Source organism: Paracoccus marcusii, from assembly GCF_006151785.1.
GTDB lineage: Bacteria > Pseudomonadota > Alphaproteobacteria > Rhodobacterales > Rhodobacteraceae > Paracoccus > Paracoccus marcusii.
In genome coordinates, this window is record NZ_VDDD01000034.1 from 1 (window position 1) to 21,476 (window position 21,476).

The window sequence follows — 21,476 nt, forward strand, 5'->3', positions numbered from 1 at the left end:
GCGCTTGCGCCGCAGGCGCTGGCGATGATCCCGCGGCTCTTTGCGCCTGCGGCGCAGTCCGGGGCCTTTGCGCGACTGGCGATGACCGCCTCCTTTGCGGCGGTCTGCGGGCCGCTCTTGGCGGGCGTGCTGCTGGCGGCCGCGCCGTGTTGGCTGGGCTGGCGCGCGATCCTCCTAGCCGAGGCCGCGCTGGCGCTGGCCGTGATGAGCCTTGCCGCCCGGCGACTGGCCCCGGACCGGACCGGCACAGGCGATACCGGACGCCCGGCCCAGATCGCCGCCTTCGCCGCCCTCATCCTGTGCCTTGTCGCGCCGCTCTCGCTCGGCCCCGCCTTCGGCTGGCCGCTGCCCGTGTTTCTTCTGCTGGCGGCGGCCCTGCCCTGCGCCGCCCTCTTCGCGCGGCTGACGGCGCGGGCCGGACCCGCGGCGCTGATCCCGCAGGCGCTGCTGCGCGTGCCGGGCTTCCGCTGGAGCCTGGTCTTCCTGCTGCTGGCCGTCTCGGCCGCGCCGGGCGTCTTCGTGGTCCTGTGGCTGGCGCTGCAGGCCGGGGCAGGTCTCGGGCCGCTGCAGACGGGGCTGGTGACAGCGGGCTTTCCGGCAGGCGTGATGGCGGGGTCATGGCTGGCCGGCCGCCTGCCGCTACGACCGCTGGCGCGCGTGGCGCTTGGCGTCGCGCTGCTCTGCGCCAGCTTCCTGCTGATCCAGGCGGTCCTGCCAGGGCTCAGCCCCGCGCGGCTCTGGCCGCTTCGGGCCGGGATGCTGGCGGCGGGGGCGGCGATGGGGCTGACCGTCACGTCGGTGATGCAGCTGGGCATGTCGGGCCTGCCACGGGCGCTGTCCGGCGCAGGGGCCGGGGCGATCCAGACGATGCAGCAGGTCGGCATGGCCGCCTCGATCGCGCTGAGCCTTGCGGTCTATGGCGGGGCCTTGGCGACGCGACCGGAGCTGGAGGCCGCCGCGGCGATGATGTGGCTGCAGATCGGCACGACCGGCGCCGCGGCGCTGCTGGCGCTGGCCCTGCTGCGCGGACAGGTATTCCCCAAACGAGAGGCAGAGGCATGAGAGCCGATCCGCAGCAGGACCCCGCGACCTTCTGGGAGGCATTCTACCTGACCAGGCGCACATCATCTAACGGCCGCGCCACCGCGGCGCTTCAGCGGATCGCGGCGGATCTGACGCCGGGCCTTTCGCTGGACCTTGGCGCCTCGCATGGCGACGACGTGATCTGGCTGGCCCGGCAGGGCTGGCAGGCGCGGGGCTGCGACATCTCGGACACCGCCATCGCCCGCGCGCGCACCCGCGCGGCCGATCAGGGGCTGGAACACCGCGCGCAATTCGAGCGCTGCGACCTGTCCGCGGCCTTTCCGCAGGGCGCCTTCGACCTGATCACCGCGCTTTATCTGCAATCGCCCGTCGCCCTGGCGCGGGCCGCGATCCTGGCGCAGGCCGCCGCGCGGTTGCGGCCGGGCGGTCATCTGCTGGTCCTCTCGCATGCGGCCCCGCCGCCCTGGAGCCCCGAGGCCACGCCCTCGACCATCTTCCCGACACTGGCCGAAGACCTGGCCGCCATCGGCGCCCCCGCGCCCGGGCTGGAGGTGCTGGAGGCCCGGATCGTCACGCGCCCCGGACGCGGCCCCGACGGAGCCGAGGCGATGCTGGAGGACAACCTGGTCCTGATCCGACGGCGACCGGTCGAGGAGACAGGGTCGCTCTGCCGCAGCGCGTGACAGATGCTTGGGCGCGAGCCGGACTCAGGGCCCGGACCGTCCGGGCGAGATGGCGGCGGTTCCCGGATCGTCGCCGGTCAGGACCCGACGCAGCCGGGGGGCGGCGAAATCGAGGAAGGCCCGGACCTTGCCTGCGGCACGGCGGCCTTCGACATGGACCATATGAACCGGGAGCGGCCTCGGCTCGAAGGGCGCAAGCAGGATGCGCAGGCGATCCTGCGCGACATCGGACACGATCTGATAGCTCAGCGCCCGCGTCAGGCCCCAGCCCCTGCGAGCAAGGTCCAGCGAGGCCGCGACGCTGTTCATCGTCAGGCGCGGCGTGATCCTCAGCGCCGTGGTCTCGTCCGCGCCGAACCGCCATTCCAAGGGTGCTGCATCCGTTCGCGCACCGATCAGCCGGTGCCCCGCCAGGTCGGAGGGGACGGACGGCAGGCCCCGCGCCTCGATATATCCGGGCGCGCCGCAGATCACCCGCCGCACCGCGCCCAGCTTGACGGCCGTCAGTTCCGACGACGCCAGCGGCCCGATGCGCAGCGCAAGGTCGAACCCCTCCTCGACCAGATTGACCACGCGGTCCAGCATGACCAGCTCGGCGCTGATGCCGTCATGCGCTTCAAGGAAATCGGTGACCAGCGGGGCAAGATGCAGCCGCCCGAATTCCTGCGGACAGGTGATGCGCAGCGTGCCGACGGGCTGCGCCGCCGCGCCCGAGACCGCATCGTCGGCGGCCTGCAATTGCCGCAGGATGTCGCGCACCTCCTCGAGATAGGCGCGCCCGGGCTCGGTCAGGCGCAATTGCCTGGTGGTGCGGATGAACAGGCGCGCGCCGGTCGCGGCCTCGAGCTCGGCGACGCCCCGCGTGGCCGAGGGCGCGCTGATCCCCAGGGACCGGGCGCCCCCGGAAAAGCTGCCGGCATCGGCAACCGCGACGAAGACCCGCAGGGATAGCAGCCTGTCCATGGCGTCATTCTTTCAGATAAAGAAACAGCGCAATACCAGAAAAGCATATTAATTCGGTTTCTGCATAGCCCTATCTTGCCCTCGACACAGAAGGAGCAAGACAGATGACAGATGACGCAACGCGCAGCCCGGTCATTCTCTATCGCCATCCGAAATCCGGGCATTGCCATCGGGTGGAACTGATGCTGTCCCTGCTGGGCCTGCCCTACCGGACAGTGGACCTGGACATGGCCGCAGGGGCGCACAAGGCGCCGGATTACCTGGCCATCAGCCCCCTGGGCCAGGTTCCGGCCATCGAGGATGACGGCGTGACGCTGTCGGATTCGAACGCGATCCTGGTCTATCTGGCGGCGCGCCATGGTGCGGCCTCGGCCTGGCAGGGCCGCAATCCGGTGGAGGCGGCAGAGATCCAGCGCTGGCTGTCCATCGCCGCCGGAGAGATCGCGTCCGGCCCCTGTGCCGCGCGGCTGGTGACGCTGTTCGACGCGGATCTGGATCACGATGCGGCGGTGGCCCGCAGCCATGCCCTGCTCTCCGTGATGGAGGCGCATCTGCGCGGCCGCGACTGGCTGGCAGCGGACCGCGTGACGCTGGCCGACATCGCCGGCTACAGCTATGTCGCGCATGCCCCCGAAGGCGGGGTCGGCCTTGGCGCCTATCCCGCGATCCGCGCATGGCTGGCGCGCGTTGAGGCGCTTGAGGGCTTCGTCGGCATGGCGCGCTCTCCCGCCCTGGCGTGAGTGAGCGCGCGATGACCCGGCCCACCCCGTTTCACGCAGGCGAGCAGGCCGCCCAGAGGCTGGCCGGCACGACCGAGAGCGCCGCGTCCGGCAGTGCCTTCATCCGCAAGGCCATGCCCGACCAGCACCGGGCGTTCTTCGCCGATCTGCCCTTTCTGGTCGTCTCGGGCGCGGGGATGGACGGGCGGGTCTGGGTCTCGATCCTCGAGGGGCCGGGCGGGTTCGTCTCGTCGCCCGACCCGGCCCGCCTGACCATCGCATCCAGGCTGCCCGAGGGCGACCCGCTGGCCGCCGGGCTTGCCAAGGGCGGGCCGGTCGGGCTGCTGGGGATCGACCTGGCCAGCCGCCGCCGCAACCGGCTGAACGGAACACTGACACCGGCTGCGGGGGGCTACGCCCTTCAGGTCGAGCAGAGCTTCGGCAATTGCCCGCAATACATCCATTCCCGCGACTGGTCCCGCGTGACACACAGCGTGGCCCCGGCGCCGCGCATCGCAAAGCGGCTCGATGCCGAACAGGCCCGGCGGATCGCTGTGGCGGATACGCTGTTCATCGGCTCGGGGCTTGCCGGACCCGACCGCGCGTCCGGGGCGGGGGGATTTGACGCCTCGCATCGCGGCGGCGCGCCGGGCTTCGTCAAGGTTCAGGATGACGGCTCGCTGCTGATCCCGGATTATTCCGGCAACAACTTTTTCAACACCTTGGGCAACCTGCTGCTGAACCCCCGTCTGGGGCTACTGTTCGTCGATTTCACCACGGGCGGGCTGCTGCATGTCGGCGGGCTGGCCCGGATCGACTGGACCCCGCAGAACAGCCATGATCCGGCCGCGCGGCGCATGATCCACGTCGCCGTCGACAGCGTGGTCGACCGCCCCGGCGCCCTGTCGCTCCGCTGGCGGCCCGCCGACAGCTGGCTGCGGCTGAAGGTCGTCGACAAGGTTCGCGAAAGCACGGGCATCACCTCGTTCCATCTGGCCCCGGCCGAGGGACCCGTTCCCGGCGGCTTCGAGGCGGGGCAGCACCTGCCCGTGCGGCTGAAGATCCCGGGCCATGCGGCGGCGGTCGAGCGCAGCTATTCCCTGTCGGGAAGCCCCACGGCCCCGACCTGGCGCATCAGCGTAAAGCGCGAGGCCCATGGCATCGCCTCGCGTTTCCTGCACGACCGGATCGGCATCGGAGACGAGATCGACGCCCGCCCGCCGCAGGGCGATTTCACCCTGCCCCCTGACGATCATCCGCTGGTTCTTGTCAGCGCCGGGGTCGGGATCACGCCGATGCTGTCCATGCTGCATGCGGCGATCAGCACCCAGCCTTCCCGGCTCGTGCATGTCGTCCATGTCGCACGGAACGGCCGCGACCACGCCTTTGCCGCCGAACTGCAGCATCTGCTGGACCAGAGCGACCGCGCCACCCGCCAGATCCATTACACGGCGCCGACCGAAAGCGACGATCTCGGCGCCTTCGACCGGACCGGGCGGGTCGGGGCAGCCGAGCTGGCGGCATTGCCCTCGGCGGCCGAGGCCGATTTCATGCTCTGCGGCCCGACGCGGTTCATGGCCGAGATCCGGGCCGGGCTCGAGGAACACGGCATCCACGCCGACCGCATCCATGCCGAAACCTTCGGCCCCTCCGCACCCGCCGTTGATGGCGCAACCTCGACAGCGGCGCCCTGACGCGGGATCCCGCCGATCATGCAAAGGTGAGTCGCTTCCCCTTGAACAACAATCGTTCATCAGGGGAGCGCAACGGCCCTCGTGATGCAGGGCCTGCCAGGCGTGAGCCGCGAGACCGCCGCGCCCCGCCGGATCCTGTGCCTGGATCGGGCAGAGATGGGCTTGTGATCGGGGAGCCGTCAATGATGAACAAAATTGGTGCCAGCGGGGCGCATCCGGCGTCGTTGCACCCGTCTTCCTTGGGGGCCGCCCTGCGGGCCGCATCCGCCGACAGGGTGCCAAGCCTGCTGTGCGGCGCAGCTCTCATCCTGTGCCTCAAGGTCACGCAAGCCGTTGGAGGAGAGTCCTTGATCGTCGAGTCCGAAATCACCGCCCCCGGCCCGCACGGCGCGCTGGCCGGAACGATGACCCTGCCCGATGCCGGGCTGGCCGATGAAATGCCGGTTCTGCTGATCGTGCCCGGATCGGGGCCGACCGACCGCGATGGCAATTCGCCGCTTGGCGTCACCGCCGCACCTTATGCGCTGCTGGCCCAAGCCCTGGCGGAACGGGGCATCCCTTCGGTCCGCATCGACAAGCGCGGGATGTTCGGCTCGGCCGAGGCCGTCAGCGATCCCAATGACGTCACCATCGCGGGTTATGGCGACGACCTGCTGGCCTGGGCCGAGAACATCCGCGACAGGCTGCCGGGCGCCGGCGGGCCGCGCTGCGTCATCCCCTTAGGCCATAGCGAGGGCGGTCTGGTTGCTCTAGCGGCGATGGACCGTCTTGCCGCGTCCTGCGGGCTGGTCCTTGTCGGCGCCCCCGGACGGCCCATCGCGGATGTCATGCGCCAGCAATTCCGCGACAATCCAGCCAATGCCCCGCTTGCCAAGGCTGCCGAGGCCGCCTTCCGGTCCCTGGAGCGGGGCGAAAGGATGGATGCCTCGACGCTGCCCGCCGCGCTGCAGCCGATCTTTTCGCTTCAGGTGCAGGGGTTTCTCATCGATGTCTTCAGCTATGATCCAGCCCGGCTGATTGCGGATCTGCAGGTGCCCGTCCTTGTCGTGCAGGGCGGCCGCGACGTGCAGGTGCCCGAGGATGACGCCCGCACTCTTGCCGATGCCGCGCCGCAGGCCGAGCTGGCGATCCTGCCCGAGGTGAACCACGTGCTGAAGACCGTCCCGTCGGATGGATTGCCAGAGAATATCGCCACCTATTCGGACCCCGACCTGCCCATCGCCCCCGAGGTCGTTGAGGCGGTCGCGGATTTTGTCACCCGCATCACGCCAAGCGCCGGCCCGGATGGATCGCACTGACCCAGGCGCGGGTCCGAGGCCGATCAGCCAAGGCTGCCGCACCAGCGGCGTGCCAGCCAGCCCGAACAGCCGGACACGATCGCTGCCGGAATGGCCAGCACGACAAGCAGCAGCAGGCCGACCGCGATCATCGGCCCGCCCCCGCTCTGAACCAACAAGACCGGAAGCTGCCCCATCGTCAGCACCAGCCCGGCAAGCCAAGCCCTCCGGTCAAAGGCGGCTCCCGCCACTGCGGCCATCAGGATGGACAGCGGATAGGCCAGCATCCAATAGTCTTCCGCGTCCCAAGGTTCGGGCGTCTTCGCCAGACTCGCCACAAGGGTCCAGTAACCCACGCTCAGAATGGTCAATACAAGGAAGGGAGGTGTGGTCATTGTCGGCCCGATTCCACAGGACCGCATGAAGTTCTTTGCATGATCATGATAAGCAAGCCATTTTCATATTTGAGCCGGTCGGACCGGGCGGATGTCGAAAGGCTCGTGACCTCGCAAGATTGCACCAGCATGACGCTGGCCGGAAAAATCTGGCCCATCGGCAGGATCGTCCGGCATAAGGCAGGCTTATGCGCCCCCATGCATTTTCTGGCTTGGTTGGGCTTTCTGCGCACCATAAAAGCGTTTCCTTGGTCGAGCCTGATGACCCTCTGGCGACCGCGCAAGGCTCTTCAAGATCGGCAATCATCGAACCCAGGCCAAAGGAGCAGTCAGTGACCTCATCGACCGACCGGCCTGCGGATGGGATCCGGATGGACGCGCGCGTCATTCCAGTGCCGGCTTCGCTCAGCGTCGAAGCGCAGGCGCGACTGCAGGCGGCCGTGATTGGTGGCGTGCAGGCCAATGCGGCGCAGGCCCTGCCCGATCCAGCCGATTATGATGCCTGGCGCGCCCTTCGCGTGCAGGTGGACGTGGCCTATCGCAAGGCCCTGCCGACGCAGGAAGCCGGCAAGGCCGAAATCACGACGATCAGCGTCGACCGCGCCACGGTCCATGTCGCGCGGCCCGCCAACCTCGTCCATCCCGACGCGGTCTATCTCGACCTGCACGGCGGCGCCTTCGTATTCGGCGGGGGCGAGGCCTGTCGCGCGGCGGCGGGCGCCGCGGCCGTCCAGCACGGCCTCTACTGTCACGGGGTCGATTACCGGATGCCGCCCGAGCACCCCTTCCCCGCCGCGCTGGACGACAGCCTCGCGGCCTATCGACGTGCCGTCGCGGAGGTCGGCAGCACTCGCGTGGTGATCGGCGGGCGCTCGGCGGGAGGCAACCTAGCGCTGGCCACGGTGCTGCGCGCCCAGGACGAGGGCCTGTCGCCACCCGCCGGGCTGGTGCTTCTGTCGCCAGAGGTGGACCTGACCGAGTCGGGCGACAGCTTCCGCACCAATCGCGGCCTCGACGTCAACCTCCCCGGCTCGCTGATGCGGGCCAACCTGCTATACGCCGGGGGAGCCGATCTAGCCCATCCCTATCTGTCGCCGCTTTTCGGGCGCTTCGCGGCGGATTTCCCGCCGACATTCATCCAGACCGGCACCCGCGATCTGATGCTGTCGAACGCGGTCCGCCTGCACCGGGCGCTGCGGGAGAAGGGCGCGCAGGCCGAGCTGCACGTCTTTGAGGCGATGCCGCATGGCGGCTTCGGCGGCACGCCCGAAGATCGGGCGCTGTCGCGCGAGATCGCCAGTTTCGTTTCCTGCAGACTGGGGCGCGCGGGATGAGCGCGGCCTCGCCCCGTCCCGCACCGCCCCGCACCGCCCCGGCACAGCCTCACAGGCCCCAACCCCAAGGATTGCCAATGACCATCACGCATCAGGACGAACTGGACGCGCTGCGCAGGATCGGTCGCGTCGTGGCGAACACGATGCAGGCCATGGCCACCGCGATGGAGCCAGGCATGACCACGCAGGAGCTGGACGAGATCGGCCACGAGCTGCTGGAGCGCGAAGGGGCGGTCTCTGCGCCGCGGGCCACCTACGACTTTCCCGGCACGACCTGCATCAGCGTAAACGAGGAGATCGCCCACGGCGTCCCCGGCCCGCGCAGACTGCGCGAGGGCGATCTGGTCAACATCGACGTCTCGGCCTCGCTACACGGCTATTTCGCCGATACGGGGGCAAGCTTCGCGCTTGGCGCCGTCGCGCCCGAACTGCAACGGCTCTGCCAAGACGGGCGGCGTGCGATGCAGATCGGCATCGCGAAAGTCGGCCATGGCAAGCCGCTGGCCGGGATCGGCAATGCCGTGGGCGCCTTTGCAGCCAGGCGCGGCTATACGCTGATCCGCAATCTTGCCAGTCATGGGATTGGTCGCGCCCTGCACGAAGCCCCGACCGAGATCGCCACCTGGCCCAACCGTCGCGACAAACGCAAGATGCATGACGGGCTGGTCCTGACGGTCGAGCCGTTCCTGTCCCGCGGTGGTTCCTGGGCGGTCGAGGGCGGCCGCGACGACTGGACGCTGCTTGCCAGCCCGCCCGCGCCGGTTGTGCAATATGAACACACGGTCGTCGCCACGAAACGCGGCCCCGTCATCCTGACCCTGCCGGGCTGAGGCTGCCCGAACGACCCGGAGGCCCCATGCGCATCATGCTTGTCGAGGACGAGGCCGGGCTGGCCGAGATGCTGGCCCGGGTCCTGGAACGCGAACGCTACGTGGTCGATCATCTCGATTGCCTCACCGACGCGCGCGAAGCCGCCGCCTTGGTCGAATACGATCTGGCGCTGCTGGACCGGACCCTGCCCGACGGGGACGGGCTGTCGCTGCTGGCAGGGCTGCGCGAGAGAAGCCCCGGCATCCATGTCATCATCCTCAGCGCACGCGGCGAGGTCGCGGACCGCGTGAGCGGCTTGGATCACGGCGCGGACGACTACCTCGTGAAACCTTTCGCGCTCGACGAGATGCTGGCGCGGATCCGCGCCGTGCGCCGCCGCCCGGCGCAGGTGCGCGACGAACGGATCGGCGCGGGGCGGGTAATCTTTGATCCCGTCAACGATCAGGCCGAGATCGGCGGCCAGCCCCTGACGCTGCCCCGCCGCGAGCTGCGCGTGCTGGCCGCCCTGATGCGGCGCCGGGGGCGCACCGTCATGCGCGAGACGCTGGAGCAGGCTGTCTTCGGCTTTGACGACGAGATCCAGTCGAACACGCTGGACTCGCATGTCTCGCGCCTGCGCCGCCGCCTGCGAGAGGCGGATGCCGGGGTCGAGATCCATGCCATCCGGGGCGTGGGCTATCTGCTGCGCGCCGCGCCGTGATGCGCGGCCCTTCGCTCAAAAGGCCTCTGATCGTCTACCCGCTGATCGTCCATCTGGCGACGCTGCTGATCTCGGTCCTGATCCTGATCGCGGGCGCGCTCAGGATCGACAGCGGCGGGCCCTATGCCGACGAGCGGGTCGTCCCCGTTATCGCCGCGGCGATCGAGCGCGATCAGGCAGGCGCGCTGGTAGTCCGCCCGACCGAAGCACTGGAGGCGTTGCAGGCCGAAGCGCCGGGCCTGTGGTTCCTTGCCGAGGACGAGGACGGGCACAGCGTCAGCTTCGGCGTTGTCCCTGAGGCCTATGACGGGCTGCGCGGGCGGCTGGTGGATCTGTCCGTCGCGCAGCTGCGCGACGTCGCGCCGCCCTATCGACTCACCGCGATCCTGCGCCGCCAGACGACCGAGATCGGCACGCTGACTATCCTGGGCCACGGTCCGTTGTTGGAACTGAACATGGTCGTCCTTATGGCCTCGACCTTGGTCTTCGTGCCGTTCCTCGTGCTGCTGTCGCTGACGTCCTTCGCGATCACCCCGCTGATCGTCAGGCGGGCGCTGGCCGGCATATCGCGCATCGCAGACGAGGCCGAACGGATCGACCCCGCCCGCCGCGGCAGACGCCTGAACGAGGCGCATGTCCCCCGCGAGATCGCGCCCCTCGTGCGCGCAATGAACGAGGCTTTGCGACGGCTGGACGAGGGTCACGCGCGCCAGCAGCGGTTCATCTCGATGGCGTCGCATGAATTGCGCACACCCATCGCCGTGCTGCAGGCCCGGATCGAGGCGGCGGACGACCCTGCCCTGTGCGCGCTTGGCGGCGACATCCAGCGCCTGACGATCCTGACCGAGCAGCTTCTGGACCTGCAGCGCATGGCCGAGGGCGGACCCGATGCCCCGGTGGATCTGGCGGCCCTAGCGCGCGGCGTGGTCGCGGATCTGGCGCCCTTGGCCATTGCCGGAGGCCGGACGATCGCGGTGGAGGCCGGCACCGCAGCCCCCTGCATGGGGGACGCGGCCGCGTTGGAGCGGGTGCTGATGAACCTCCTGCGCAACGCGATCGACCATGGCGGGCGGACTGTCGTGCTGCGCGTGACGGGCCATGTGCTGGAGGTGCAGGATGACGGGCCGGGCATTCCACCGGATCAGCGCGATCGCGTGTTCGAGCCCTTCTACCGGCTGCGCCCGCAATCGGGCGGCAGCGGCCTTGGGCTGAACCTGGTGGCCGAGGTCGTGGCCCGGCATGACGGCCGCGTGACGATCCACCCGGCACCGGGCGGCGGCACCATCGTCCGGGTCGAGCTGGGCCTTGGCAAGACTCCTGACATGGACATTGCCGGCTAGGCGGCTTTTCCGTCGCCCGGCGCAGCGACGCCATGTTCGCGCAACCTTCGGTGCGCAAGGGTTCCCGGACGCAGGCGGGACGGATGCGATCCGTCTGCGCAGAACCGGAACTGACATGAAGGCACTTGAAATGCGAAAATCTCCTCTCCTCCGGTCGCGTGGCGGCATCGGCATGGCGCTGCTGGCGGCCGGACTTCTTGCCGGGTGCATGTCCGAGGAAAGCTCGACCGAGGCCCTCTATCGGCAGAACATGGTCAGCGAGACCGCGTTGAACGCCCAGATCATGAGCGACCGCGCCCGCGATCAGCGCTGCCAGCGCGACCCGTCCCGCCGCGAATGCGGCCCGCGCCCCTGAGTCTCACACCCCGTGAAAGCCGCCCCGCGGATGCCGCGCATCCACGGGGCGAACCCGATACAGTCTAAGGAGAAGCCGAATGACCCCCCATCCGACAGGCGGCGCGCCATGCCCGCGCGGTGGGCGCGGCATGTCCGCCCCGTTCTGGTCGATCCGCGCGTTCCGCGGCGCGGCCGTCGCCGTGATCCTGTCCACATTCGCCGCCTCTGCGGCCGAGGAGATGCACCTGACCTATCCCGAGACCCCCCGGACACACGATGTCGAGACGCTGTTCGGCGTCTGGATCGCCGATCCATTCCGCTGGCTTGAAGCCGACCCGCGCACGGATACAACCGTGACAGAATGGATCGACGCGCAGAATGCCGTTTCGTCTGCCTATCTTGAGACGCTGCCGGCGCGGCCGATCTTTCAGCAGCGGCTGACCCTGCTGAACCGGCACGACACCGCCTTCCCGCCCATCCGGCGCGGCGAGCGCTATTTTTTTCAGCGCCAGGGTGCAGGCGAGGACCAGCCGCGCCTGATCCTGCGCGAGGGGACCGGTGGGCCGGAACGCGTGCTGCTTGATCCCTCCGCCCAGGAAGAAGGCGGCACGCGGGCCCTGGCCGAATGGGACGTGTCGCCCGGCGGGGATTTCGTGGCCTATGCGCTGCAGAAGGACGGCTCGGACTGGCGCAGCATCCACGTGATGGACGCCGTCACCGGCGAGGTTCTGGACGATCGTCTTGAATGGGCGCGCTTCACGACGATCGCCTGGTCCGGCGACGGATCGGGGTTCTACTATTCGCGCTTTCCCGCCCGTGAAGACAGCGCCTCGTTCAACGAGGCGGTCGGCGGTCACGCGGTCTATTTCCACCGGCTTGGCACGGCCCAGTCCGAGGACCGGCTGGTCCATGGCGGCGCATCCGACACGCTGCTGCTGCATACGGCGACCGTCTCGGGCGACGGGCGGTTTCTGGTGATCTACAGCTCGGGCCTGTCAGGCGGCGTCGCCGTGACCGTGACGGATCTGTCGCAGGACGGCGCAAAGCCGCTGACCCTGGTCGAAAGCCAGGAGGATCAATGGGCGCTCTTGGGCACGGAGGGCACGCGGCTGATCTTTTCGACGCAGATGGGCGCGCCGCGGGGCCGGGTGATGGCCATCGACCTGGCCGATCCCGAACCCGCCTTTGCCGAGCTGATCCCCGAGCGTCCCGACGCGGTGCTGCGCCACGGCACGGCCATCATGGGCGACCGGATCGTGCTGGCCTACATGGTCGATGCCCGGATGGTGCTGGAGCGATATCGGCTGGACGGCACGCCCGACGGGTCGGTGGATTTGCCCGGCGCCGGGACCATTGCCCTGTTCCAGGGCGAGCCCGGCCGGGACGATGGCTATTTCCTCTTTACCAGCCACGAGGTTCCGCCCACGGTCCTGCGGCTGGATGTGGCCCGGAACCGCGTGACGCCTTGGCATGATCCGAACCTGCCGGTGACGCTTGACGATGTCGTCGTCGAGCAGCGCTTCTACGCCTCGGCCGACGGGACCCGTATCCCGATCTTCGTCATCCGCCGCGCCGACGTGACCGGGTCGGCCCCGACCATGATGACCGGCTATGGCGGGTTCGGCATCAGCATGGTTCCCTATTACATGCCCGGAGCGATGGCCTGGGTGGAACAGGGCGGCGTCTATGCGGTGGCAAACATCCGCGGGGGCGGAGAATATGGCGCGGCCTGGCATCATGCCGGGCGGCGCGCGCTGAAGCAGAACGTCTTCGACGACTTCATCGCGGCGGGCGAATACCTGATCGCCGAAGGCATCACCGCGCCGGACGGGCTGGCCATCCACGGCCTGTCGAACGGCGGGCTTCTGGTCGCGGCGGTCGCCAATCAGCGGCCCGACCTGTTTGCCGCCGTCCTGCCCGATGTGGGGGTGATGGACATGCTGCGCTTTGACCGCTTCACCGGCGGCGCGATGTGGGTCCAGGAATATGGCAGCCCCGCGGTCGAGGATCAGTTCCGCACCCTTCTGGCCTATTCGCCCCTGCACGGTGTCCGCGACGGCACGGATTATCCTGCGATCCTCGTGACCACCGCCGATACCGACGACCGTGTCGTGCCCGCCCATTCGCTGAAATACGCGGCGACGCTTCAAGCGGCCGATATCGGCGCGCGGCCGCATCTGTTGCGGGTGGCGCAGGGGGCCGGTCACGGGCAGGGCACGCCCCTGGCCATGCAGATCGCGCAGATGGCCGAGCAATGGGCCTTTGCGGCCCATTGGACGGGCCTTGAGGTCACGCCGAAGGACTAGGCGAGATCATTGAACCGGGGCGGGATCGCGCCAGGCGGCCAGCAGGTCCGCCACATGCCGCAGGGCACGGTCCCCGTCCCGCCGCCGGTGCCAGGCCAGGTGCAGCGAAAAGCCCGGCACCGGGATCGGCGGCGACAGCGTCACCAGCCCCGCCGCCCCCGCCACCCGCGAGGGCAGCATCGCGATCAGGTCGGACTGGCGCAGCAGGTCCGGCACGATCGCGAAACCCGGAACCACCATCCCCACCCGGCGGATGCGGCCCTGTTCGGCCAGTTGCCCGTCCAGCGGGCTGCGCGTCTCGGCGCGGCCCGACACGACGACATGCGGCCAGTCCAGCCAGCGGTCGAGATCGAAGCCCGCGATCGCCGGATGATCCTGGCGCAGGGCGATGACGTAATCCTCGCGCAGGATCTCGGCCCGGTTGATGTCGGGGTCCTCGCCCGGAAAGACCGACAGCGCCAGGTCGCTCGTCCCGTCGATCAGGGCCAGACGCGCCTCGTGTCCGCCGCGCCAGGGCTGGATCACCAGATCGATCCCCGGCGCCGTCCGCGCAAGGCCCGCCTGCAGCCCGACGGCCAGCAGGGCGGCGGGATAATCCGCCATCGTGATGCGGATCGTGGCGCGGATATGGGCCAGCGGAACCTCGGGCGGATCGACCAGATGCACGATACCCGCCAGGACCGACTTGAGCGGGGCGCGCAGCGATTCCGCCTTGGCGGTCAAGCGCATCGTGCCGCGTCCCCGTTCCAGCAGCGCATCTCCGAACAGGTGGCGGCAGCGTTGCAGCGCGGCCGAGGCCGCAGGCTGCGACAGCCCCACGCGGTCCGCCGCGCGACCCACATGCGCCTCGTCCAAAAGGGCGTCCAGAATCACCAGAAGGTTGAGGTCGATCGATCGCAAATTCATGGGGCAGATGATAGCCTGCCCCGCCCATCGACGGCAGCGATTTCTTGTCCGTCAGGCGCCCGGTGCGGCGACGGCCGTGGCCATCCAGGCCCTGAGCTTTTCCATCGCGGGATTGTGCGGCCGGCCGCGCGGCCAGGTCAGCCAATAGCGGCCCGCCTCGACCTCGGCGGCGAAGGGGCGGGCCAGCGTCCCCTTGCGCAGCTGGCGGGCGAACATGACGGCGGGCAGCAGCGCTACGCCATGCCCCGCCGCCGCAAGCTCGGCCAGCGCGACCGAGCTGTCCAGCACCGGCCCCTCCAGCGGCGGGCAGAGGGCGCCCGCGGCGTCGAACCAACCCTCCCATTCGTCGGTGCGATAGGATCGCAGCAGGCGCTGGCCGGCCAGATCGCCCGGCTGGCGCAGGTGCGGCAGCAGCGCGGGCGCGCAGAGGGGCGTCAGCGGCGCGGCGATCAGCGGGTCGGCCTCGAGCCAGGGCCAGGCCTCGCGGTCGCCAAAGCGCACGGCCATGTGCAGCCCCTCCTTGGCGATCTCGATGCGGTTGTTATGGGTGAAGACGCGCAGGCTGACATCGGGATGCGCGGCCTCGAAATCCGCGAGGCGCGGGATCAGCCATCCGGTCGCAAAGGTCGTCACCACGCCCAGATGCAGCACCTCGCGGTGGCGGCCGGACTGGAACCGCCCCAGCGCCTCGGCCATCTGGTCCAGGCTGCGCGTCAGCACCGGATGCAGCGACGCCCCGACATCCGTCAGGATCAGCCCGGTCGAGGCGCGCTTGAACAGCTGGTGGCCCAGGATCTCCTCAAGCCGCTGGATCTGCTGGCTGACGGCGGCTTGCGTCACCCGCAACTCGATGGCGGCGCGGGTGAAGCTGCCCTGCCGGGCCGCGACCTCGAAGGCGCGCAGCCCGTTCAGCGGAAGGTTCGGTCGGTCTATCATCTCAGCTTATCCGCCCTGTCAGGATTTGTCGTTTGGCCACCCGTCCGGGCCCGGATTATACGTCGGATGCGGCCCCGAAGCCATGCGCAGGGACCGCCACCAGACATCGCAACCGCCCCCAAGGGCGGAAGGGCCAGAGACGCGATCACGCGCAGCCCCCGACCAGAACGGAGACCTTCATGACCCGCAGCACCCTTGTCGCGGCCCTTTTTCTGGGCGCCGTCGCGGCCTCTGCCGCCGCCCCGACCGCCGCCGAAACCATCCCCGAAGCCGCCCGCGCGGTCGAGGCCGAGCTGGGCGGGCGCGTCGGCGTCGCGCTGCGCCGCCAAGGCAGCCCCGAGGGCGAGGGCTATCGCGCGGGTGAGCGTTTTCCCCTGTCCTCGACCTTCAAGGCGCCGCTCTGCGGGGCGATCCTGACGCTGGTCGATGCGGGCGAGGATCAGCTGGACCGCGTGATCGGCTATACCAGCGGCGATCTTGTGACCCATTCGCCGGTGACGGAAACGCGCGACGCCATGAGTGTGGCGGATCTGTGCGAGGCGACGCTGACGCTCAGCGACAATACCGCCGCCAATCTGCTGTTGGAGCGCGTCGGCGGCCCCGAGGGCTTTACCGACTATCTGCGCGCCATCGGAGACGAGACGACCCGCCTCGACCGGTGGGAGACCGACCTGAATGAGGGCGCGCCCGGCGATCCGCGCGACAGCTCGACCCCCGAAGCGATGATCGCCACGCTGGAGCGGCTGCTGTTCGGTCCGGTCCTGTCCGAGCCGTCTCAGCAGCAGCTTGAGGCCTGGATGCGCGCCAATGCGGTGGCCGATGACCTGATCCGCGCCAGCCTGCCCGAGGGCTGGACCATCGCCGACCGGACCGGGGCGGGCGGGTATGGCTCTCGCTCGATCGTCGCGCTGATCCGCACGCCGCAGGACGAGCCCTGGCTGGCCGCGGTCTATCTGACCGGCAACGCGGCCGACATGGCCAGTCGAAACGCCGCCATCGCACGCATCGGCCAGGCCATCGTGACCGAGATCGAAAGCCGCTGAACGCGGGCGGTCAGCGTTGGCGCAGCAGCCCTTCTGCCAAAAGACGAAAGGCGTGCTGCGCCTTGGGAAGCGTCAGGGCCGGGTCCGCAGAGGTCCCGACCCACAGCGCCGCGTTCAGGGCGGCCCCGTTCAGCAGCCGCGAAGCGGCTTCGACATCCACCGGCCGCAGGATGTCGTGGGGCAAAAGCCCCTGCACCGCCGCCCGCGTCGCGTCCAGGCACCGGTTCTGGCTGGGCCAGAGCGACGGATCGCCCAGCACGGCCGGCCCGTCCAGCAGCACAATGCGCCGCACCTCCGGGTCCAGCGCCATCTCGATATAGGCGCATCCCTCGGCCAGCAGCGCGTCCCATCCCGGTCCCGCCGCCGCCCCGATCCGGCGCGCCTTGGCGGCCATCTCGGCGTCGATCCGATCGACCACCGCCGCCAGCAGCCCCTTCTTGTCGCCGAAATTGTGATAGAGCGCGCCCCGCGTCAGCCCGACATCCGAGGTCAGCGCATCCATCGAGGTCGCCGCGAAACCGTCACGCGCAAAGGCCCGGCGCGCCGCCTCGATCAGCTTTTCGCGCGTCTCCTCGGTCATCTCGGCACGGGTTCTGGCCACTATCTTCCACTCCGCTTTTCCCGTCCGCACGACAGGTGTTTACATACGTCGCGCATGTCTATAGGAATTCACATACGCCCCGTATGAAAATCCGGCTTGTCTTGGGCCGCAACGGCCCTGTGCCGCTTTTCGACCAACAGCCCTGCAGACGCAACAAAGGACAGTTTCATGACCACGCGCGACGCGATTTTCCCCGCCGGCTCTGCCCGCCACGCCCTCTATCACGAACACGGCTATTCCCCCGCGATCCGCAGCGACGGCCTGCTGTTCGTGTCGGGCCAGGTCGGCAGCCGCGAGGACGGCACCCCCGAGGATACGCATCTGGCCCAGGTCGAACGCGCCTTCGCCAATCTGGGCGCGATCCTGTCCGCAGCAGGTTGCAGCTTTGACGACATCATCGACGTGACCACGTTCCACACCGACCCGGCCGCCCAGTTCGGTGACCTGATGGCGGTCAAGGATCGCCATTTCCCCGCCGCACCCTACCCCGCTTGGACCGCCTTGGGCGTGACATGGCTGGCGGGTTTCGACTTTGAGATCAAGGTCGTGGCCCGGCTCCCCGACGCCGCCCGCTAGGCTCCGGCCTCGGCAAAGACCCGTGGCGGGACCCCGGCATGGCGCTGGAACGCCATGCCGAAGGCACTGGCCGAGCCGTAGCCGACGCGCCGCGCGATCTGATCGTTCGTCAGCCGCCCCTCGCGCAGCAGATCCTGCGCGACGGCCATCCGCCAGTCGGTCAGATACTGCATCGGCGCGCGTCCCACCTCGCGCCGGAACCGCTCGAAGAAGCCCGTCCGCGACAGGCCCGCCGCGCGCGCAAGCGACGCGACCGTGACATCCGCCGCCGGATCGTCATGAATGCGCCCCAGGGCCGCGGCCAGCTGCGGATCGGCCAGCCCACGCAACAGGCCCGGCGGCAGGTCCACCCCCGCACCCGAGCGCAGCGCCTCGATCAGCAGGACGTCGAGAAGCCGCCCGAGCGTCAGCGCCCGGCCCGGCCTGTCGGCGCGCGTCTCGTCATGGATCATCCGGACCAGCGCGGCAAGCCGGGGCTGTCCGGACACCACGATCACTCCCGGCAGCAGCGAGACCAGCACCGGGCGTGCCCCGCGAAAGCGGCAATGACCAACCAGCGCGCGCATCTCGACCGGGGCCTCGGGCGGCCCCAGCCGCACCTGCCCCGGCCCCGCCTGCAGGCGCAGTTCCGGCCCGCGCGGATCGGGGGGCGGCAGGCTGGTCATGCGGAACCCGGACAGGGCCGGAACCAGCACGAAATCCCCCGCCCTAAGCGTCACGCCACCCTCCGCGACCTCCAGTCGGGCGCGGCCCTCGACGATGGCGCAATAGAGGGGGCTGTCCAGATCGTCGCGGCGCACTTGCCAGGCGCCCCCGCCCTCGACCAGCTTGGACAGTTCCATCCCAGGGCTCAGCAGCGCGACGGCTGCCGAAAGGGGGTCGGGCGCATCCTGAACCGGCATCCTGAACTTTCGCTGAATGATTGCGGACGTGTGTTCATAGAATGATCGCGGCCCGCCGTCTATCTGTCCAATGATCGTATGACAGGAGAACACCATGCCCCGCATTCTCATCACCGGAACCTCGTCCGGCTTCGGGCGCGCCACCGCGCTGCATTTCCTCGATCGGGGCTGGGAGGTCGTCGCCACGATGCGCCACCCCTCGCCCGAAGGGCTGCCCGAGGCGGACCGCCTGCGGGTGCTGCCGCTGGACGTGACCGACGGCGCCAGCATTGCCGCCGCCCTGACCCAGGCCGGCCTGCTGGACGCGCTGGTCAACAATGCGGGCGTGGGCATGCTAAACGTGCTGGAAGGCGTCGGCATCGACCGCGCACGCGAGCTGTTCGAGATCAACTTTCTGGGCATGATGGGCGTGACCCACGCCGCGATGCCCGCGATGCGTCGCCAAGGGCACGGCGTCATCGTCAACATCAGTTCGGCCGTGACGCTGAAGGCTCTGCCCGCGCTGTCGGTCTATAGCGCCAGCAAGGCGGCGGTGAACGCCTTCACCGAAAGCCTTGCGCTGGAGGCCGCGCCTTTCGGCATCAGGACCCGGCTGGTCCTGCCCGGCAGCGCGCCCGAGACCGCGTTCGGTCGCAATGCGGTCGCGCGGATGGGGATGGACGTGCCGGATGATTACGGCCCCTTCATGCAGGCCGTCCTGGGGTCGCTGCGCGCCGCCCGCGACCGGACGCAGGCAGGCGACGTGGCAGAGGCCGTCTGGCGGGCCGTGACCGAACCGGACGCGCCGATGCGCCTGCTGGCCGGGGCCGATGCGCGGGCCATGGCCGATGCACAATCGGCGGCATAGACGATGAACCGCCTGATCCGCCTGTCACGCGAGCTGCCCGCGCCCCCGCCGGCCCTGACCCTGGCCTATACGCCGATCTGCCTGCCGATGCCCGGGCGTCAGCCGCTTGAACTGCGACTGACCGCGCCGGTCGGGACCGGGCCGCTGCCGGTCCTGATCCTGTCGCACGGCTTCGGGCCGTCGAACGCAATCCCGTCGAAGGACGGCTACGCCCCCCTCGCCCAGTTCTGGGCCGAACGCGGCCTTGCGGTCATCCAGCCCACCCATGCCAGCGCTCGCATCGGCGGGCTGGACCCCAGGCTGCCCGGAGGCCCTTGGTTCTGGCGCGAGCGCGTCGCCGAACTGCGCGCGATCCTCGACGGGCTGGACCTGTTGGAGCGCCTGCCCGGCATCACGGGCCGCCTTGATCGCGAAAGGATCGCCTTGGCCGGGCATTCCTTCGGCGGCCACACCTGCAGTCTTGCCATGGGCGGACAGGTGGCAGGACAGGACTTCCTCGACCCGCGCATCCGCGCGGGCATCCTGCTGGCCAGTCCGGGAAGGGGCGGCGATCTTCTGCCCGAACAAGCCGCGCGCCTGTCCTTTCTGGATGTGGATTTTGCGACGATACGCGTGCCGACGTTGGTCGTCTGTGGCCAAAAGGATGATCCGCAGCACTTCACCCTGCGCGGCCCGGAATGGCACGCTGATGCCTATCACGATGCGCCAACGGCTCAGGCGCTGGTGAGGATCCACGATGTCGGGCACGGATTGGGCGGAGTTGCCGGGCTGGACGCGAAGGAAACCGAGATCGAGCACCCCGATGCGCTGGAGGCGACACGGCGGCTGACCCTAGCGTGGCTTGGCGCGGCGCTCGATCTTGACCCACTGGCGTGGCCCGAGGCGCTGGCTGCGTTGGCACGCAGCCCGACGCCCCTTGCCACGGTCGCGCTCAAACGCTGATCGGGGGCGCGGCGGGTTCCTGTAGCGCCAGAGCATGAACGCCCGCCCGCGCAAGATCGGCCATGGCGCGAAGCGCCTCGGCGCTGGCGCCGTCGCGGGCCTGCACCGACAGACCCTGCAATGTCATGCAGACGAAGCTTGCGGCGATCCCCGCGCGGTCCGGCGACAGCCATTCCCGCAGTTGATCCTCAAGATCCGCCGCCATCTCGCGCCTGAGCTTGGCAAGCTCATCACGCAACTCCTCGTTGTCGGGATGAGCGGCTAGCAGGCCCGAAGAGATCATGCAGCCGCGCCCGCCATCCGGGCCGGTGATCCAGTCGATGGCGCGGTGGAAGAACCCGGCCAGGGCGGCATCCAGCGTCGATTGTCCGCCATCCTGGCCCATCGGCATCAGCCCGGATTGCCGCGCATAGCGGGCGACCGCCTCCCGGAACAACCCCGCCTTGGATCCGAAGGTCGAATAGAGGCTGGGCGGCGCGATCCCCATCGCCCCGGTCAGCATGTTCAGCGTGACGCCCTCATAGCCATGGCGCCAGAACAGATGCATCGCGGTCTCGACCGCCTCGTCACAGTCGAATGATCGGGGGCGCCCCCCTTTGGGCGAGGGTTTTGTATCGATCACTATAAATCACCGTTGCACGGGGCTTGCCCTGAACATAGTTCAGTAGTGATCGATACAAAAGGTGCGAGATGATCCTGAAGACCTATTCCAGAATGTTCACCGCGGATTGCGACAAGACCCTGACTCTGCTCGAGCGTCTGCATGGCAGGAAGGCGCATCTGCGCTTTCGTTACGGAGAATGGGACCTTGCGGGCATCGGTGACGTCTTTGTCGTGGCCGGGACACGCGAATCGTTGGCCCCCATAGCAGACAGCCACGGCCCGCTGATCGTGTCCGACCTGGATGCCGTCGAGGCCGAACTGATCCGGGGCGGCGCGACCATCACGCAGCCCATTGTCTCGGTTCCCACGGGGCGGATGCTTTATGCGCGGCACCCCGACGGCCTGCACGTTGAATATGTCGAATGGACGGATGATCTGGTCGAGGGCCTCATCCGCGCCCCGCAGCGCGAGGGACGCCTGTCGTCGGAACTGTGATCG

Annotated in this window: 23 protein-coding genes; 16 read left to right on the forward strand and 7 right to left on the reverse strand. The window is 69.2% G+C overall.

Annotated elements, in window-relative coordinates; all coding sequences use genetic code 11:
• A partial coding sequence (locus FHD68_RS07445) for an MFS transporter (RefSeq protein ID WP_139085479.1) occupies nucleotides 1-1,062 on the forward strand: 1,062 nt, incomplete at its 5' end.
• The gene (locus tag FHD68_RS07450; RefSeq protein WP_139085482.1) at nucleotides 1,059-1,727 is read left to right on the forward strand and encodes an SAM-dependent methyltransferase; all 669 of its coding nucleotides are present in this window, start codon (nucleotides 1,059-1,061) and stop codon (nucleotides 1,725-1,727) included. The genes FHD68_RS07445 and FHD68_RS07450, both read left to right, overlap by 4 nt.
• Before the next feature lie 24 nt (nucleotides 1,728-1,751).
• On the opposite strand, the gene FHD68_RS07455 is transcribed toward FHD68_RS07450, so the two are convergent.
• Entirely contained in the window at nucleotides 1,752-2,690 is a 939-nt protein-coding gene (locus tag FHD68_RS07455; RefSeq protein WP_127899220.1) for a LysR family transcriptional regulator, read from the reverse strand.
• Between the two features lie 104 nt (nucleotides 2,691-2,794).
• Between FHD68_RS07455 and FHD68_RS07460 the strand changes: the two genes are divergently transcribed.
• The 3 genes from FHD68_RS07460 (at nucleotide 2,795) to FHD68_RS07470 (ending at nucleotide 6,401) form a co-directional block, all read left to right on the forward strand.
• Nucleotides 2,795-3,430, forward strand: coding sequence for a glutathione S-transferase family protein (locus FHD68_RS07460; RefSeq protein ID WP_139085484.1), 636 nt, complete (start codon nucleotides 2,795-2,797; stop codon nucleotides 3,428-3,430).
• A gap of 11 nt (nucleotides 3,431-3,441) precedes the next feature.
• Nucleotides 3,442-5,103 (forward strand): FAD-binding oxidoreductase, encoded by a 1,662-nt coding sequence (locus FHD68_RS07465; protein ID WP_127897279.1) that lies wholly within the window; start codon nucleotides 3,442-3,444, stop codon nucleotides 5,101-5,103.
• A gap of 347 nt (nucleotides 5,104-5,450) precedes the next feature.
• Nucleotides 5,451-6,401, forward strand: coding sequence for an alpha/beta hydrolase (locus FHD68_RS07470; RefSeq protein WP_127897280.1), 951 nt, complete (start codon nucleotides 5,451-5,453; stop codon nucleotides 6,399-6,401).
• Between the two features lie 23 nt (nucleotides 6,402-6,424).
• Here FHD68_RS07470 and FHD68_RS07475 read toward each other — a convergent pair whose 3' ends face one another.
• Complete coding sequence (locus tag FHD68_RS07475) at nucleotides 6,425-6,751, reverse strand: hypothetical protein (RefSeq protein ID WP_139085486.1); 327 nt, start codon at nucleotides 6,749-6,751, stop codon at nucleotides 6,425-6,427.
• A 356-nt stretch (nucleotides 6,752-7,107) separates the two neighbouring features.
• Between FHD68_RS07475 and FHD68_RS07480 the strand changes: the two genes are divergently transcribed.
• From FHD68_RS07480 to FHD68_RS07505, 6 genes are all read left to right on the forward strand, one after another.
• Nucleotides 7,108-8,109 (forward strand): alpha/beta hydrolase, encoded by a 1,002-nt coding sequence (locus FHD68_RS07480; protein WP_205963160.1) that lies wholly within the window; start codon nucleotides 7,108-7,110, stop codon nucleotides 8,107-8,109.
• Nucleotides 8,110-8,186: 77 nt separating this feature from the next.
• Complete coding sequence (gene map, locus FHD68_RS07485; protein WP_127897282.1) at nucleotides 8,187-8,939, forward strand: type I methionyl aminopeptidase; 753 nt, start codon at nucleotides 8,187-8,189, stop codon at nucleotides 8,937-8,939.
• A gap of 26 nt (nucleotides 8,940-8,965) precedes the next feature.
• Nucleotides 8,966-9,640, forward strand: a complete 675-nt coding sequence (locus FHD68_RS07490; RefSeq protein ID WP_127897283.1) for a response regulator — start codon at nucleotides 8,966-8,968, stop codon at nucleotides 9,638-9,640.
• Nucleotides 9,640-10,980, forward strand: coding sequence for a sensor histidine kinase (locus FHD68_RS07495; RefSeq protein ID WP_244297784.1), 1,341 nt, complete (start codon nucleotides 9,640-9,642; stop codon nucleotides 10,978-10,980). The genes FHD68_RS07490 and FHD68_RS07495 overlap by 1 nt, the downstream gene beginning before the upstream one ends.
• Before the next feature lie 130 nt (nucleotides 10,981-11,110).
• Nucleotides 11,111-11,335 carry a hypothetical protein gene (locus FHD68_RS07500; RefSeq protein WP_127897285.1) on the forward strand — a complete coding sequence of 75 codons (225 nt, stop codon included), beginning with the start codon at nucleotides 11,111-11,113 and terminating at the stop codon, nucleotides 11,333-11,335.
• 79 nt (nucleotides 11,336-11,414) lie between these two features.
• A complete protein-coding gene (locus FHD68_RS07505) occupies nucleotides 11,415-13,622 on the forward strand; it encodes a prolyl oligopeptidase family serine peptidase (RefSeq protein WP_240542456.1) in 2,208 nt (735 codons plus the stop codon).
• 6 nt (nucleotides 13,623-13,628) lie between these two features.
• Here FHD68_RS07505 and FHD68_RS07510 read toward each other — a convergent pair whose 3' ends face one another.
• Together FHD68_RS07510 and FHD68_RS07515 are read right to left on the reverse strand one after the other, a co-directional pair.
• Nucleotides 13,629-14,528: a LysR family transcriptional regulator gene (locus FHD68_RS07510; RefSeq protein WP_127897286.1), complete on the reverse strand. Its 900-nt coding sequence runs from the start codon at nucleotides 14,526-14,528 to the stop codon at nucleotides 13,629-13,631.
• A gap of 51 nt (nucleotides 14,529-14,579) precedes the next feature.
• The gene (locus FHD68_RS07515) at nucleotides 14,580-15,464 is read right to left on the reverse strand and encodes a LysR family transcriptional regulator (protein WP_127897287.1); all 885 of its coding nucleotides are present in this window, start codon (nucleotides 15,462-15,464) and stop codon (nucleotides 14,580-14,582) included.
• A 179-nt stretch (nucleotides 15,465-15,643) separates the two neighbouring features.
• On the opposite strand from FHD68_RS07515, the gene bla reads away from it, so the two are divergent.
• Entirely contained in the window at nucleotides 15,644-16,507 is an 864-nt protein-coding gene (gene bla / locus FHD68_RS07520) for a class A beta-lactamase (protein ID WP_127897288.1), read from the forward strand.
• Nucleotides 16,508-16,517: 10 nt separating this feature from the next.
• Here the strand turns inward: bla and FHD68_RS07525 are convergent, their stop codons facing one another.
• Entirely contained in the window at nucleotides 16,518-17,108 is a 591-nt protein-coding gene (locus tag FHD68_RS07525) for a TetR/AcrR family transcriptional regulator (protein ID WP_164871351.1), read from the reverse strand.
• A gap of 168 nt (nucleotides 17,109-17,276) precedes the next feature.
• On the opposite strand from FHD68_RS07525, the gene FHD68_RS07530 reads away from it, so the two are divergent.
• Nucleotides 17,277-17,684: a RidA family protein gene (locus FHD68_RS07530; protein ID WP_127897289.1), complete on the forward strand. Its 408-nt coding sequence runs from the start codon at nucleotides 17,277-17,279 to the stop codon at nucleotides 17,682-17,684.
• Here the strand turns inward: FHD68_RS07530 and FHD68_RS07535 are convergent.
• The gene (locus FHD68_RS07535; protein WP_127897290.1) at nucleotides 17,681-18,586 is read right to left on the reverse strand and encodes an AraC family transcriptional regulator; all 906 of its coding nucleotides are present in this window, start codon (nucleotides 18,584-18,586) and stop codon (nucleotides 17,681-17,683) included. The two genes, FHD68_RS07530 and FHD68_RS07535, sit on opposite strands and share 4 nt — an antisense overlap.
• Nucleotides 18,587-18,680: 94 nt before the next feature.
• On the opposite strand from FHD68_RS07535, the gene FHD68_RS07540 reads away from it, so the two are divergent.
• Together FHD68_RS07540 and FHD68_RS07545 are read left to right on the forward strand one after the other, a co-directional pair.
• Nucleotides 18,681-19,433 carry an SDR family oxidoreductase gene (locus FHD68_RS07540; RefSeq protein ID WP_127897291.1) on the forward strand — a complete coding sequence of 251 codons (753 nt, stop codon included), beginning with the start codon at nucleotides 18,681-18,683 and terminating at the stop codon, nucleotides 19,431-19,433.
• A 3-nt stretch (nucleotides 19,434-19,436) separates the two neighbouring features.
• Nucleotides 19,437-20,375, forward strand: coding sequence for an alpha/beta hydrolase family protein (locus FHD68_RS07545; RefSeq protein WP_127897292.1), 939 nt, complete (start codon nucleotides 19,437-19,439; stop codon nucleotides 20,373-20,375).
• Here the strand turns inward: FHD68_RS07545 and FHD68_RS07550 are convergent.
• Nucleotides 20,365-20,997, reverse strand: a complete 633-nt coding sequence (locus tag FHD68_RS07550; RefSeq protein WP_205963161.1) for a TetR/AcrR family transcriptional regulator — start codon at nucleotides 20,995-20,997, stop codon at nucleotides 20,365-20,367. The two genes, FHD68_RS07545 and FHD68_RS07550, sit on opposite strands and share 11 nt — an antisense overlap.
• Before the next feature lie 68 nt (nucleotides 20,998-21,065).
• On the opposite strand from FHD68_RS07550, the gene FHD68_RS07555 reads away from it, so the two are divergent.
• Complete coding sequence (locus tag FHD68_RS07555; RefSeq protein WP_127897293.1) at nucleotides 21,066-21,473, forward strand: VOC family protein; 408 nt, start codon at nucleotides 21,066-21,068, stop codon at nucleotides 21,471-21,473.
• Nucleotides 21,474-21,476: the final 3 nt, after the last annotated feature.